General features: G+C 40.9%; 13 protein-coding genes and 1 pseudogene (1 of these 14 cut by a window edge). All 14 read left to right on the top strand.

Translation table 11 applies throughout. The features are described from left to right. Positions 1–105: 105 nt before the first annotated feature. Positions 106–1,197, top strand: coding sequence for a restriction endonuclease subunit S (locus QZV24_RS03940; protein ID WP_294520414.1), 1,092 nt, complete (start codon positions 106–108; stop codon positions 1,195–1,197). 293 nt (positions 1,198–1,490) lie between these two features. After that, the gene (locus QZV24_RS03935; protein ID WP_294520411.1) at positions 1,491–2,327 is read left to right on the top strand and encodes a restriction endonuclease; all 837 of its coding nucleotides are present in this window, start codon (positions 1,491–1,493) and stop codon (positions 2,325–2,327) included. Between the two features lie 340 nt (positions 2,328–2,667). Next, positions 2,668–2,982, top strand: coding sequence for a nucleotidyltransferase family protein (locus QZV24_RS03930; RefSeq protein WP_294520408.1), 315 nt, complete (start codon positions 2,668–2,670; stop codon positions 2,980–2,982). Then, the gene (locus tag QZV24_RS03925) at positions 2,966–3,358 is read left to right on the top strand and encodes a DUF86 domain-containing protein (protein ID WP_294520405.1); all 393 of its coding nucleotides are present in this window, start codon (positions 2,966–2,968) and stop codon (positions 3,356–3,358) included. The genes QZV24_RS03930 and QZV24_RS03925 overlap by 17 nt, the downstream gene beginning before the upstream one ends. Before the next feature lie 152 nt (positions 3,359–3,510). Then, on the top strand, positions 3,511–6,876 hold the full coding sequence (locus QZV24_RS03920; RefSeq protein ID WP_294520402.1) for a DEAD/DEAH box helicase family protein: 3,366 nt from the start codon (positions 3,511–3,513) through the stop codon (positions 6,874–6,876). Positions 6,877–6,893: 17 nt separating this feature from the next. Further along, the gene (locus tag QZV24_RS10575; RefSeq protein ID WP_363137863.1) at positions 6,894–7,067 is read left to right on the top strand and encodes a DUF1848 family protein; all 174 of its coding nucleotides are present in this window, start codon (positions 6,894–6,896) and stop codon (positions 7,065–7,067) included. Between the two features lie 15 nt (positions 7,068–7,082). After that, positions 7,083–7,307 (top strand): DUF1848 family protein, encoded by a 225-nt coding sequence (locus QZV24_RS03915; RefSeq protein WP_290656492.1) that lies wholly within the window; start codon positions 7,083–7,085, stop codon positions 7,305–7,307. Positions 7,308–7,359: 52 nt separating this feature from the next. Further along, positions 7,360–7,743 (top strand): PH domain-containing protein, encoded by a 384-nt coding sequence (locus QZV24_RS03910; protein WP_294520398.1) that lies wholly within the window; start codon positions 7,360–7,362, stop codon positions 7,741–7,743. Between the two features lie 101 nt (positions 7,744–7,844). Next, positions 7,845–8,504 (top strand): ATP phosphoribosyltransferase, encoded by a 660-nt coding sequence (gene hisG, locus QZV24_RS03905; protein WP_294520395.1) that lies wholly within the window; start codon positions 7,845–7,847, stop codon positions 8,502–8,504. A 15-nt stretch (positions 8,505–8,519) separates the two neighbouring features. Beyond that, positions 8,520–9,857 carry a histidinol dehydrogenase gene (gene hisD / locus QZV24_RS03900; protein ID WP_294520392.1) on the top strand — a complete coding sequence of 446 codons (1,338 nt, stop codon included), beginning with the start codon at positions 8,520–8,522 and terminating at the stop codon, positions 9,855–9,857. Between the two features lie 24 nt (positions 9,858–9,881). Further along, on the top strand, positions 9,882–10,952 hold the full coding sequence (gene hisC / locus QZV24_RS03895) for a histidinol-phosphate transaminase (protein WP_290656497.1): 1,071 nt from the start codon (positions 9,882–9,884) through the stop codon (positions 10,950–10,952). Position 10,953: 1 nt separating this feature from the next. Then, positions 10,954–11,541, top strand: coding sequence for an imidazoleglycerol-phosphate dehydratase HisB (gene hisB / locus QZV24_RS03890; protein WP_290656498.1), 588 nt, complete (start codon positions 10,954–10,956; stop codon positions 11,539–11,541). 18 nt (positions 11,542–11,559) lie between these two features. Beyond that, positions 11,560–12,333 (top strand): FkbM family methyltransferase, encoded by a 774-nt coding sequence (locus tag QZV24_RS03885; protein WP_294520387.1) that lies wholly within the window; start codon positions 11,560–11,562, stop codon positions 12,331–12,333. A gap of 40 nt (positions 12,334–12,373) precedes the next feature. Further along, a pseudogene (gene hisH, locus QZV24_RS03880) lies at positions 12,374–12,825 on the top strand (imidazole glycerol phosphate synthase subunit HisH); it runs 116 nt beyond the window's last position.

Raw genomic sequence — 12,825 nt, 5'->3', positions numbered from 1 at the left:
TGAAATCACCAGTTTTGGCAGACATTTTTATAGTGCTTGCACTTAACTGAACACAATTATAAGCATGATATTTTAATAGTAAATTGAGATTTGTAGGGGAATGAGATGGAAAAATTTTCGGATATTTTTGTTGATTGTACCAGCGATGGTACTAAAATTCCTAAAGATGAGTACCTAGAATTTGGAAAAAATATCATCATAGATCAGGGAAACAATAGCATCGCTGGCTATACAAATAATGCTGATGGCTTATATACTGATGTTCCAGCACTTATATTTGGCGACCATACACGAATTATAAAATATGTTGACAGGCCATTCTTTTTGGGAGCAGATGGGGTAAAACTTCTAAAATCAAAAAAAGATGGTGCTAATTATAAGTATTTATATTACGCCTTAAAAAATGCAAAAATTCCTGACACAGGATACAATCGCCATTTCAAGTGGTTAAAAGAGATTCAGATTCAATACCCTGATATTACAAGGCAGAAACAGATTGTAACTATTCTTGATAAACTATCATCAAGCATTGAAAAGCGTAAAAAGGAGTTAGGTTATTTTGATACACTTATCAAAGCCCGATTTGTCGAGATGTTTGGTGATGAAAAAAATTCAAAAAAATGGCAATTGAAAAATATAGAAGATATAGCAGATGTGCAGGTGGGAGTTGTTATAAAACCAGCCCAGTATTATACGGACGAAATAAATGGTATAAAAGCATTTCGTTCACTAAATATTGCTGAAGGATATATTAAGGATTTAGATTGGGTATATTTTTCCGAAGAAGGGCATAAAAAGAATTCTAAGTCAATTCTTAAGGAGAATGATATTCTTATTGTTAGATCAGGAACTCCAGGAGTCTCTTGCGTTGTACCTAAAGAATATGATGGATGTAATGCCATTGATATAATAATTGCTCACCCTGATTTTTCAAGAGTGAATTCACATTATGTATGTGCTTTTACCAATATGCCTCATGGAAAAAATCAGATTAAAGAAGGAACTGGCGGAGCGGCACAACAGCATTTCAATGTTGGGAAGTATAATAAAATGAAGATCATGTTACCACCGTTAGAGTTGCAAAAAGATTTTGCTGACTTTATAGTTCAAATCAACAAATCAAAAGTTGCAGTTCAAAAAGCACTGGATGAAACACAAAAATTATTTGATAGCTTAATGCAAGAGTATTTCGGGTAAGTCGACAAATACCGGTAGCTGTCCGCCAATCAGCCAGCGGTTACAATGCGGCTTCTTGGGACAGCCTCGAGGGGGAGGTTTATAATGCTCTTGTTACGCTTACAGCGTGCAACAGCATAACAACCTCTCCCAAAAGTTGTCGTTCAAAAAGCACTTGATGAAACGCAAACATTATTTGATAGTTTAATGCAAAAATATTTAGGATAATATATATCCAAATTTACTGTGTAAAAAGCTAAAACCAGAACTCCGCCCAAAGTTATATTTACAGATTAAAGGAGAAATAGTTATATATGAAAAACACAGGCAAAGAATACGAACTAGTGGTGCAGAAGGTTTTTCAATCGATACTAGACCAAAAATTTGTAAAGAATATAACTGTACAGCATGATATAACGCTTCAAGGAAAAAGTACTACTCATCAAATTGATGTATATTGGGAGTTTTCCGATGGAATTTCTACATATGCAACAATAGTTCAAGCAAAAGACTATAATAGTAGAGTATCTCAAGATAAGTTGTTGACATTTAAGGGGGTCATTGATGATCTACCTAACCATCCTAAAGGAATATTTGTTACGAAAACAGGATACCAAAAAGGAGCTAAAGCGTATGCAGAAGCAAATGGCATTCTTTTGTATGAATTAAGACAACCTACTGATGAAGATTGGGAAGGATATATAAGGGATATTAATATAAATATGACAATGTTTAGTCCACATGTTAGTAATTTTAAAATAGGGATAGACTCTGATTGGCTAAAAAATAATTATCACGACACATCAGTAGAAATAAAAATTCGTGGTTATGCTCATGAAATCATGCTATATAATGAGAAAAATGAAGCTATAGCGTTATTGAATGAAACAATAAATTCTGTAATAAAAAAACATGGACAAGGAATGTCAACAAAACATATTGAAGAAAATTTTGATGAACCTATATTTATTCATTATGCAAAAGATGGAATAGATTTGCTAAAACTCAAAAATATATCTTTCGATTTGTCCTTTAATACATATAAAGAAACTATTGAAATTAAAGGGGACGACATTGTGAAATTTATATTAAAAGATGTATTGAAAGATAAAATAAATAATATAGACCCATCGTTTCATGTGCATCTTTGATAGCCTTATGCAGTAGTATTTTGGCTGAGTTAGCAGTGTTTAAACCGATATAAAATTATGGTTGGTTGATGCTGATATCTTGGAGGGAGACACCAGCATGGAAGAAAAACAAAATTTTTAATGACATAGGGTTTTAACGATTTTGAGTTAAAACCCAGTGTTTTTATCACCAATTTTTATTACCAACTTTATTACCAACGCGGAATATTTGGCTGATTTTAGTAGAATTTACGATTTTGCGGAGGTCAGCAAAATCGATAGGAACTTATCATTGACCTTGTATTTTTAAGAATGATATACTTTTACTAGGATAAATGACCGTTTGAAAGGGGCTGTGAGTATGTTTACAATAAACGAGATACAAAGACGAATTGCTCCTATTTTGAAAAATTATGATGTTAGGGAGGCTTTTCTGTTTGGTTCTTATGCCAGGGGAGAAGCTACAGAGAATAGTGATATTGATATAAGAGTTGATAAGGGAGATAGTCAAAAACTGAAAAGCTTATTAGGAGTTAGCGGACTGCATTTGGATTTGAATGATGCTCTGGGGCGAGAAGTAGATTTGCTGACTTGTTTACCACGAGGACCACTCTCTAGTTCGTTTATTGAAAATCTAAAGAAAGATGAGATAAAAATATATGGCAATATCCAATAAAGACGGGCAAATACTTCAGCATGTTGTTCGCTATTGTAATCAAATTGAGACTACAAAAAAATTTTTTAATTTAGATAAAGCGGATTTTGAAAATAATTTTTTCATGCAAAATGCCTTAGCTATGCCTATTGCACAAATTGGCGAATTGGTAAAAAAACTATCGGTTGAGTTTAAGGAGAACAACCCCAAAATATTGTGGCGAGAAATTGCGGGAATGCGGGACCATTTGACCCATAACTACACTAATATGGATATTGATGTTACTTGGGAAGCGATATTGGTTGATATCCCAGAATTGGGCAAATATTGTGAGGCTATTTTGCTGGAAAATAATATTGATTTGCCAGAAGTGGAAACAATAAACTTACGGAAATAGAAGACTCATCATTTGTGATATTTTGCTCTCTAAAAAGATTGGTAACGATTGAGACTATTTAGAGAGCTTTTTAATTTTCTCTGGCTAAGTGGTGGGGATAATTAATACAAAATGGTTTGCTATTATAGTTCATTATTAGGAGATAGAGTAAAATGTACACTAATTTTGATTATCTAAAGCAAGACCCACAATTTAACAGCTTTTCTGATGTGGCCATTTCAGCAGAAAAGATAATATTGCTGGATCCTGAGGCAAGTATTATCAATAGCCGTAGGGCGATGGAGTTTGCTGTAAAATGGATGTATTCGGTGGATAAAGAGCTGGATATGCCATATCAGAATAATCTACAAAGCTTGATGAATGCTGAAGAATATAGGCAGATTGTTGGCCAAGATTTATGGAAGCGGATGGATTTCATCCGTCGTTGTGGTAATAATGTGGCCCATGGAAGCAAAAAGCTTGGCCGGGATGAGGCCATGTTATGCCTGGAAAATCTGTTTATTTTTTTGGATTATATCGCCTATTGCTACTCGGAGCATTACGAGGAACAGAATTTTAATGCCGGCTTGATAGATGAGAGAGTAAAAAAGATTAAAGAGTCCCGCCAGCAGAGTCAGGATGTTAAGGCAGAGCTGGAACGGGAAATAAAGAATTCTGCCCAAAAGGATGTGGATATAGAGAAGCTTCGCCAGGAAAATGCTGCCCTGAAGGAAGAATTATCATTCCGCCGGGCAGAAAAGCAGCCGACTTATGTTGAAAAGCCACTGGATCTGTCGGAGTATAAAACACGGAAAATTTATATAGATACTATGCTTATTGCTGCCGGGTGGACAGAAGGCAAGGACTGGATTAACGAGGTAGAGCTCCCTGGTATGCCAAATAAATCGGAGGTTGGGCTGGCAGATTATGTGTTGTACGATGAAGCCCATCGACCTTTGGCTGTAGTGGAAGCCAAGCGGACTTGTGCAGATGTAGCAAAGGGACGTCAGCAAGCCAAGCTGTATGCAGATATCTTGGAGAAGCAGTATGGCAGAAGACCGGTGGTATTCCTTACAAATGGGTTTGATACCAGGATAATAGATAATCAGTATCCAGAGCGCAAGGTGGCAGAAATATACTCAAAGCAGGATTTGAAAAAGTGGTTTAACCTACAGGAGATGCGCACTAGTCTAAAAAATGTCTATGTGGATAAAGACATTGCGGGAAGATATTATCAAGAAGGTGCAGTAAAGTCTGTATGCGACAGTTTTGAACGAAAAAATCGTCGTAAGGCACTGCTGGTTATGGCCACAGGCTCTGGTAAAACCAGAACAGTGATTGCTCTTTGTAAAGTTTTATTGGATGCCGGCTGGATAAAAAATATATTGTTTTTGGCAGATCGCAATTCTTTGGTTACGCAGGCAAAGCGCAGCTTTGTGAATTTGCTGCCGGATTTGTCGTGCACTAATTTATGTGAAGATAAAGATAATTATACGGCTCATTGCGTATTTTCCACCTATCAGACCATGATGAACTGTATTGATGTGATAAAAGATGATACGGGAAAACTGTTCACCAGCGGTCATTTTGATTTGGTTATATGTGATGAAGCCCATCGGTCCATTTATAACAAATACAAGGATATTTTCAATTATTTTGATGCTTGTCTTGTTGGTTTGACCGCTACGCCAAAAGAGGATATTGATAAAAATACCTATTCAATTTTTGAGCTGGAAAATGGTGTGCCTACTTATGGATATGACTTGGCACAGGCAGTAAAAGATGGCTATTTAGTGGATTATATGTCTGTGGAAACAGTCCTAAAGTTTATTGAGCAGGGAATTAGCTATGATGAACTGTCGGATGAAGAAAAGGAAGAGTATGAGGATACTTTTGAGGATGAGGACGGAAATCTTCCTGAGAAAATCAGCTCTTCTGCTATTAATACGTGGCTGTTTAATGAGGACACCATTCGTCAGGTGCTTGATATCGTTATGAAGGACAGCTTGAAAGTAAATTATGGTGAGATGATAGGCAAGACGATTATTTTTGCCAAAAATCATAAGCATGCGGAGAAGATTTTAGAAGTATTCAATAAGGAATATCCACATCTTGCCAAGAATAATAATGGACAGGCCTTTGCCAAGGTCATTGATAATTACATGACATATAGTCAGAGTGCTATTGATGAATTTTCTGACAGCAAGAAAATGCCGCAAATTGCTATATCCGTTGATATGCTGGACACTGGAATCGATGTGCCGGAAGTTTTGAATTTGGTCTTCTTCAAGAAGGTTATGAGTAAGGCCAAGTTTTGGCAGATGATTGGCCGTGGTACTAGATGCTGTCCGGGACTTATTGATGGAGAAGATAAGAGTAAGTTTTATATATTCGATTTTTGCGGCAATTTTGAATTTTTCCGTATGGGAGAAGGAAAAAAGGCTGTAACCAGGATGGCTTTGCAGGGGGCTATCTTCAATTTGATGTTCCAAATTGTTTATAAGTTGCAGGATATAAAATATCAGACGGATAGGCTGATGGAGTTCCGTAAATCGTTGGTTGATGCCATGGTTGGGAAAGTTAAGGAACTAAACCGAAATAATTTTGCTGTAAGACAGCATATAAAGTATGTTGATCTATATTCAAAGGCTGAAAATTACAATGCTATATCCTATGAAGATACATTGTTGGTGCGGGAAGAACTGGCACCATTGGTGTTGCCGGATAATGATGAGGCTACAGCAGTGCGTTTTGATGCATTGATTTATGGCTTGGAATTGGCACAGCTTGCTGGAGAGAAGTATGGAAAACTTAAAACAGACCTTATGAAAAAGGTTAAAGGAATTGCGTCTGTTGCCAATATTCCGGAGATTGTTGCTCAAAAGGAGCTTATAAACACCATTTTGCACACAGATTATGTGGAGCAGGCGGAAATTGATGAGTTTGAGCATATCAGGGAAAATCTTAGAAATCTTATGAAGTACATACCCCGTAACCAGGTGCGCTATGATACGGATTTTACGGATGATATATTGAGCTACGAATGGAATGAATCTGAGCTGGAAAATGACGATTTGAAAAACTATAAGGCCAAAGCTGAGTTTTATATTCGCCAGCATCTGGATAACGCCGTTATTGCAAAGCTCAGGACGAATCAGCCATTGACACGGTTGGATATAGAATCACTGGAAAAGATTTTATGGAGTGAAGTTGGTTCCCAAGAGGATTACGAGCGGGAATATGGTCACAAGCCTCTTGGCGAATTAGTGCGTGAAATTGTGGGCTTGGATATGAATGCCGCCAAGGAAGCCTTTGCAGAGTTTTTGGATGATACTAATCTTGATAGCAGACAGATTTATTTCGTGAACCAAATCGTGGAATACATTGTTCATAACGGCATGATGACTGACCTTTCTGTGCTTCAGGAGTCACCTTTTACTGACCAGGGCAGCGTGGCAGACATTTTTACTGATTTATCAATTTGGGCAGGAATCAGAAAGGTTATTGATGGTATAAATTATAATGCTGGGGTTATGTAGCTAAGTGGTGATATAAAATGACAATTAGTGCAAGCAGGCGGACGGATATACCAGTAGTTTATTTTGCTTTGTTTTGGCAGAGATTAAAGGCTGGCTATGTATATGTGGTCAATCCATTCAACCGAAACCAGGTAAAACGTATATTCTTACGGGCATTTTTTGTGGAATATATTGTGTTATGGACTGTGTAGTGCATAATAGGTAAAATGTTTAGTGTTGGCAAGGCCAAGATCCAGCGGACACTATGTAGCTGGGTGGAAAGCTTTGATATTGGTCGGTATGATAGCTATATTCGGGGTTGCCGTTATTGCTATGCCAATGGCGACTTAGAACGGGCTAAACAGGGCTTTGGTAATCATAATCTTAATGCATCGGTTATAACTGGCAATTTGTTCGGTGACAAGCATATCACTGTCCTCATAAGTGAATAGTAAAACTATAAAAATATAAGATGATTTACAAGATACAAGGGGGCAAACGAGTATGGGGATTATTAGCGGATTGATGGGGAATGCTTCGGGAACGGATGTTGAGAAGGTAAAAAAAGAGTACGGCAAGCTGCTGGGGCCTAATGAGGCGGTTGTTCAGGCTTATCAGTGGATAAGGGATTTATTGATTTTTACTGATTATCGGCTTATTTGTGTGGATATCCAGGGAGCCACCGGGAAAAAAGTGATTTATCATTCCATACCATATAAGAGTATCCGCCATTTTGAGGTGGAATCCACCGGTTATTTTGACCTGGATGCGGAGCTGAGAATTTGGATTGCGGATATGGACAAAACCCCGTTGGTAAAAACCTTCAGCGCGGATGCAGATGTGTACCAGGTGCAGGCTTTGCTGGCTGAATGTATAGGGAAAATTTGAACAATTGCGTTGAAATCTTCATTGACGGTAAAGGATAACTGTGTTAGTATATTATCGTGTTAATACTTTAATGAGATAAAGAATTGTCTGGGGGATTGGCTATGACTTCAAAGGATATGGAATATTTGACCATTGCCCTGCCCAAGGGAAAGCTATTTGGCCTATCGGCCGACTTGTTGGGAAAAATCGGTTATACGGCGGAGGATTTAAGTGAAAAATCCCGTAAGCTGGTAATCACCAACGAAGAGAAGAAGATAAAATTCATCATCAGCAAGACGGCAGATGTACCTACCTATGTGGAGTACGGGGCAGCCGATATTGGGGTGATTGGCAAGGATGTATTACTGGAGTCCGGCAAGGATGTATATGAACTGCTGGATCTGGGCTTTGGCAAATGTCACTTGATGATGGCAGTAGATAAAAATAAAAAGCGGGAAAAGTTGTCAGATTATGCCAACACCCGGGTGGCTACCAAGTTCCCTCATATTGCGGAGAAATTTTTCAACAGCAAGGGAATGCAGATGGAATACATCAAATTAAATGGTTCCATTGAGCTGGGACCTATTGTTGGATTGTCGGAAAGTATTGTGGATATTGTGGAAACCGGTACTACGCTGCGGGAAAACAATTTGGAGGAAATTGCCTTTATTATGGAGGCCACAGCCCGGCTTATCTGTAACCGGGTCAGCTTCAAGCTGAAATTTGACCGTATTCATCAGCTCACTGAGGACTTGCGGAAAATAATGGAAATGACGGCGTAATGTGGAGGAAATACGATGCAGATAATAAATGTTAAAGATACAGGGCTTGCTCAGGTAGAAAAAATGCTTGTTAAACCTGCCTTTGATCAGGTAGAGCTTAATCCGAAAATACGGGAAGCAAATAAGAAGTTGTTTGGCAAGGATATGACCGCGGCAGAAATCGTGGAAATGATTGTTAACGAAGTGCGTTGCGAAGGGGACAGGGCGGTTATCAAATATACCAAGCTGATTGACCGGACGGAATTTACACCGGCGGAATTTTTGGTAACTGAAGCAGAATACGAGGCGGCCTATAAAGAGGCTGATAAGGAAATCGTTGAATCACTCAAAAAGGCCGCTGCCAATGTACGGCAGTATCATCAGGAGCAAAAGCCCAATTCCTGGATGACATATCGGGGACAGGGGTCCATTTTGGGCCAGTCAGTCATTCCTTTGGATAGGGTTGGCATATATGTACCGGGCGGTACAGCAGCATATCCTTCTTCGGTAATAATGAACGCTGTTCCAGCGGCTGTGGCCGGAGTAAAGGAAATCATTATGATGGTTCCGCCCAAGAATGGTAAAATCAATCCGTATGTATTGATAGCTGCCAAAGAGGCCGGAGTCTCCCAAATATTTAAGATTGGCGGGGCACAGGCGATTGCTGCTATGGCCTTTGGTACGGAAACTATTCCACGGGTAGACAAGATTACCGGACCCGGCAATATTTTTGTTACTTTGGCGAAAAAAGCTGTTTATGGCCACTGCGATATCGATATGCTGGCCGGGCCTAGTGAAATTTTAATCGTGGCGGATAAAACAGCTGATCCGGTGTATACTGCTGCTGACATGCTGAGCCAGGCCGAGCATGATACTTTAGCCTCCAGCATTGTTATTACCGATAGTGCTGAATTGGCCCAAAAAGTAGCGGCTGAGGCGGAAAAGCAGCTTAGTGAATTGCCACGGCAGGAGATTGCCCGGGCGTCCCTGGATAAAAATGGACTTATTATTGTGGCAGAAGATATCCTGCAGGCCATTGAGCTGGCCAATGTATCCGCGCCGGAGCATATGGAAATATTGACTGAGCAGCCATTCCAGCTGTTACCGTATGTGCGTCACGCCGGAGCAGTATTTTTGGGGGCCTATTCCCCGGAGCCGTTGGGAGATTATTTTGCCGGGCCAAACCATGTGCTGCCTACCGGTGGCACAGCCCGGTATTATTCGGTGCTGAATGTGGAAACCTTTATGAAACGCACCAGTTTGATTTCGTATACTCAGGCAGAACTTGACAAGGTCAGTGATGATATTATCCGGCTGGCGGAGGCGGAAGGTTTGCAAGCCCATGCCAATGCCATTCGGTTGCGGAAGAAATAATTGGTGACATAGCAGGAGGAAAATATGGGAAAACTTAAGTATAGAAACAAACTGGCAGATATGCCCTCTTACGATGTGGTAGAGCGGGATTGGTACATTAAGGTAAATGCCAATGAAAGCGGTTTGAACCTGCCGCCGTTGGTGGAAGACCGGGTGATGAGCCGTCTGTCACGGGTGGCCTTTAACCGTTATCCCAACGAGGACTTGGAGCTGTTGATGGAAGGTATTGGCAGGAATTTTGGTTTGGGTGTAGAAAATGTAATAATTGGAAATGGTTCCAGTGAAATCATCGAGAAGCTGTTTTACTGCTTTGGTGGCCGGGGTCGGAAGATTGTCTTTCCGCAGCCATCTTTTTCCATGTATCACATTTATGCCAAAGCGGCTGAGGCTGAGGGAGTGCCCGTTGATTTATCCACGGAAGATTACAGCCTGGATGTGAAGAAATATGTGGAAACAGTGAACGACAACAAGGCATCCCTGTGTGTTATCTGTAATCCAAATAATCCGACCGGCAATGTGATGTCCATTGAGGATATTGAATATATCGCCAGTCATACCAACTGTGCCTTTTTGGTTGATGAGGCCTATATTGAGTTTCATGGCAAGTCGGCGGTGGGACTGTTGAAGAAATATCCAAATATGATTGTTGCCAGAACCTTTTCCAAAGCCTATGGATTGGCGGCCTGCCGCTGCGGGTATATGTTGGCTTCTGCTGCTATCTGCAATATGGTTTCCAAGTCATTTATGCCATATCATATGGATGTGCTGACTCTGGTGACCGCAGATACGGTGTTTCAGATGCGGGATGAATTTGTTCCCCGTATTCAGATGGTAATAGCTGAGCGCAAGCGGATGGAAGGGCAGTATGGCACCTTGGCCGGCTTTAAGGTTTTTCCGTCCAATACCAATTTCATTTTTTTGAAGTATGACAAGGCACAGAAGCTCAATGAGTATTTGGTGGAGCGGGGAATTGGCATCCGCAGCTTTGGCAAGGCACCGTTGCTGGAAAACTGTCTGCGGATTTCCATGGGCAACCGGGAGGAAAATGATGCTGTGTTTAAAGCCGTAAAGGCATTTGTGGAGGAGCAGGATTAAAATGCGTACAGGGAAGGTTATTCGTGAAACACGGGAAACAGCTATTGATTTGACGGTTAATCTGGATGGTCAGGGTGTATCGGATATCGACACCGGTATTGGCTTCTTTGACCATATGCTTAATCTTTTGGCCAGCCACGGTCGATTGGATTTGGTGGTAGGCTGCAGTGGCGATATCGAAGTTGACGGCCATCATTCTGTGGAGGATATCGGCATTGCCTTTGGTGAAGCGTTAAAGCAGGCTCTGGGCGACAAGCGGGGCATAAACCGCTATGGTACCTTCTTTTTGCCAATGGACGAGTCGCTGGTGATGGTTTCCTTGGATATAAGTGGTCGGGCATATCTGGTGTACGATGCCGGTGGTCCGATGGCTCCGATGATAGGTGACTATGATACAGAGCTTACCGAGGAATTTTTGCGGGCCTTGGCCTTTAATGCTGGGATTACTTTGCATGTAAAGGTGCTTTATGGTACTAATTCCCATCATAAGGTGGAGGCTATATTCAAGGCTTTGGGACATGCTCTGCGGCAGGCTGTGGAAAGAGATCCCCGTGTAGATGGCGTGCCTTCCACTAAAGGCGTTTTATGATACAGATAAGGATAATTTATGAATTTAGTGCATGACTTCCGTTACGGAAAAATTATTTACAATACTTTGGACAAATATGTGGGTAAATCCTTGAAACTGTACGGTGAATTCAGCCAGGGAGAAGCTGACATTTTTGATATGATTGTTAAACCAGGGGCTTGTGTAGTGGAAGTAGGAGCCAATATTGGGTCCCACACGATTCATTTGGCTCAGTTGGCCGGCAAAGACGGTTCGGTTTGGGCCTTTGAGCCGCAGCGTTTGGTGTTTCAGATTTTGGCCGGAAATATGGCAATCAATAATCTCACCAATGTGCATTGCGAACAGAAATGTGTGGCAGATGCACCGGGGCAGGTTAAGGTGCCTATCCTGGATACTGAGAAGATAAATAATTGGGGAGGAATGTCGTTGGAAAATACCAGCGAGGGTGAGTCGGTGGAGGTTATTACCCTGGACTCGCTGAAGCTATCCCGTTGTGATTTTCTCAAAATTGATGTTGAAGGGATGGAATTACAGGTATTAAAGGGGGGCGAGGCGACAATAAATGCGTTTCGTCCGGTGATTTATGTGGAGGCAGATCGGGAGGATAAAAAGAGCGAGCTTTTTGACTGGCTCTTATCCCATAAATATCGGATTTTCCAACATAATCCGCCGTTGTTTAATCCCAACAATTATTTTAACAATCCGGAGGATGTATTTTATGAAGGGAATATCCGGCTTGTTTCTCTTAATGTGCTTTGTGTGCCGGCGGAAGGTTCGTTTACGGTTCAAGGGTTTGACGAAATAACCCGATGATAAAGATTGGTAGAAGAACCACTGGCAGGAGGAATTGTGTGTGATTGCAATTATTGATTATGGGGTGGGCAATCTTTTCAGCGTGGAAAAGGCTTTTGCCAGATTTGCTGATGATGTGAAGCTCACCAGTGATATAAATGACATAAAACAGGCTGACAAGCTGGTTCTGCCTGGCGTGGGGGAGTTCGGGGCCTGTATGGGGAATTTTATGGCCTCAGGACTTATGGATACGGTGCTGGAACGAATAAAGGCCGGAGTTCCTCTGCTTGGGATTTGCGTGGGACTGCAAATTCTATTTGAGGGAAGTGAAGAGTCCCCGGAGGCTGAGGGCCTGGGGATTTTTAAGGGTATGGTAAAACGCATTGTGGCACCGGGACTGAAAATTCCTCATATGGGATGGAATTCAGTGGAATTTAGTCAGCCGTCATTGCCGCTGTTTGACAACTTGTCGGAAAATCCTTATGTTTATTTTGTTCACAGCTATCATGCCGT

Origin of the sequence: uncultured Anaerovibrio sp. (genome assembly GCA_902786545.1) — a bacterium.
Classification (GTDB): domain Bacteria; phylum Bacillota; class Negativicutes; order Selenomonadales; family Selenomonadaceae; genus Anaerovibrio.
The sequence above is the reverse complement of the archived record's forward strand: the minus strand, read 5'-3'. Positions and strand labels throughout refer to the sequence as shown.

What these genes read in the sequence shown, in the direction of transcription:
- QZV24_RS03940 (WP_294520414.1), top strand. Translation starts at nt 106, where the DNA reads ATGGAAAAATTTTCGGATATTTTTGTTGATTGTACCAGCGATGGTACT.
- QZV24_RS03935 (WP_294520411.1), top strand. Translation starts at nt 1,491, where the DNA reads ATGAAAAACACAGGCAAAGAATACGAACTAGTGGTGCAGAAGGTTTTT.
- QZV24_RS03930 (WP_294520408.1), top strand. Translation starts at nt 2,668, where the DNA reads ATGTTTACAATAAACGAGATACAAAGACGAATTGCTCCTATTTTGAAA.
- QZV24_RS03925 (WP_294520405.1), top strand. Translation starts at nt 2,966, where the DNA reads ATGGCAATATCCAATAAAGACGGGCAAATACTTCAGCATGTTGTTCGC.
- QZV24_RS03920 (WP_294520402.1), top strand. Translation starts at nt 3,511, where the DNA reads ATGTACACTAATTTTGATTATCTAAAGCAAGACCCACAATTTAACAGC.
- QZV24_RS10575 (WP_363137863.1), top strand. Translation starts at nt 6,894, where the DNA reads ATGACAATTAGTGCAAGCAGGCGGACGGATATACCAGTAGTTTATTTT.
- QZV24_RS03915 (WP_290656492.1), top strand. Translation starts at nt 7,083, where the DNA reads ATGTTTAGTGTTGGCAAGGCCAAGATCCAGCGGACACTATGTAGCTGG.
- QZV24_RS03910 (WP_294520398.1), top strand. Translation starts at nt 7,360, where the DNA reads ATGGGGATTATTAGCGGATTGATGGGGAATGCTTCGGGAACGGATGTT.
- hisG (WP_294520395.1), top strand. Translation starts at nt 7,845, where the DNA reads ATGACTTCAAAGGATATGGAATATTTGACCATTGCCCTGCCCAAGGGA.
- hisD (WP_294520392.1), top strand. Translation starts at nt 8,520, where the DNA reads ATGCAGATAATAAATGTTAAAGATACAGGGCTTGCTCAGGTAGAAAAA.
- hisC (WP_290656497.1), top strand. Translation starts at nt 9,882, where the DNA reads ATGGGAAAACTTAAGTATAGAAACAAACTGGCAGATATGCCCTCTTAC.
- hisB (WP_290656498.1), top strand. Translation starts at nt 10,954, where the DNA reads ATGCGTACAGGGAAGGTTATTCGTGAAACACGGGAAACAGCTATTGAT.
- QZV24_RS03885 (WP_294520387.1), top strand. Translation starts at nt 11,560, where the DNA reads ATGAATTTAGTGCATGACTTCCGTTACGGAAAAATTATTTACAATACT.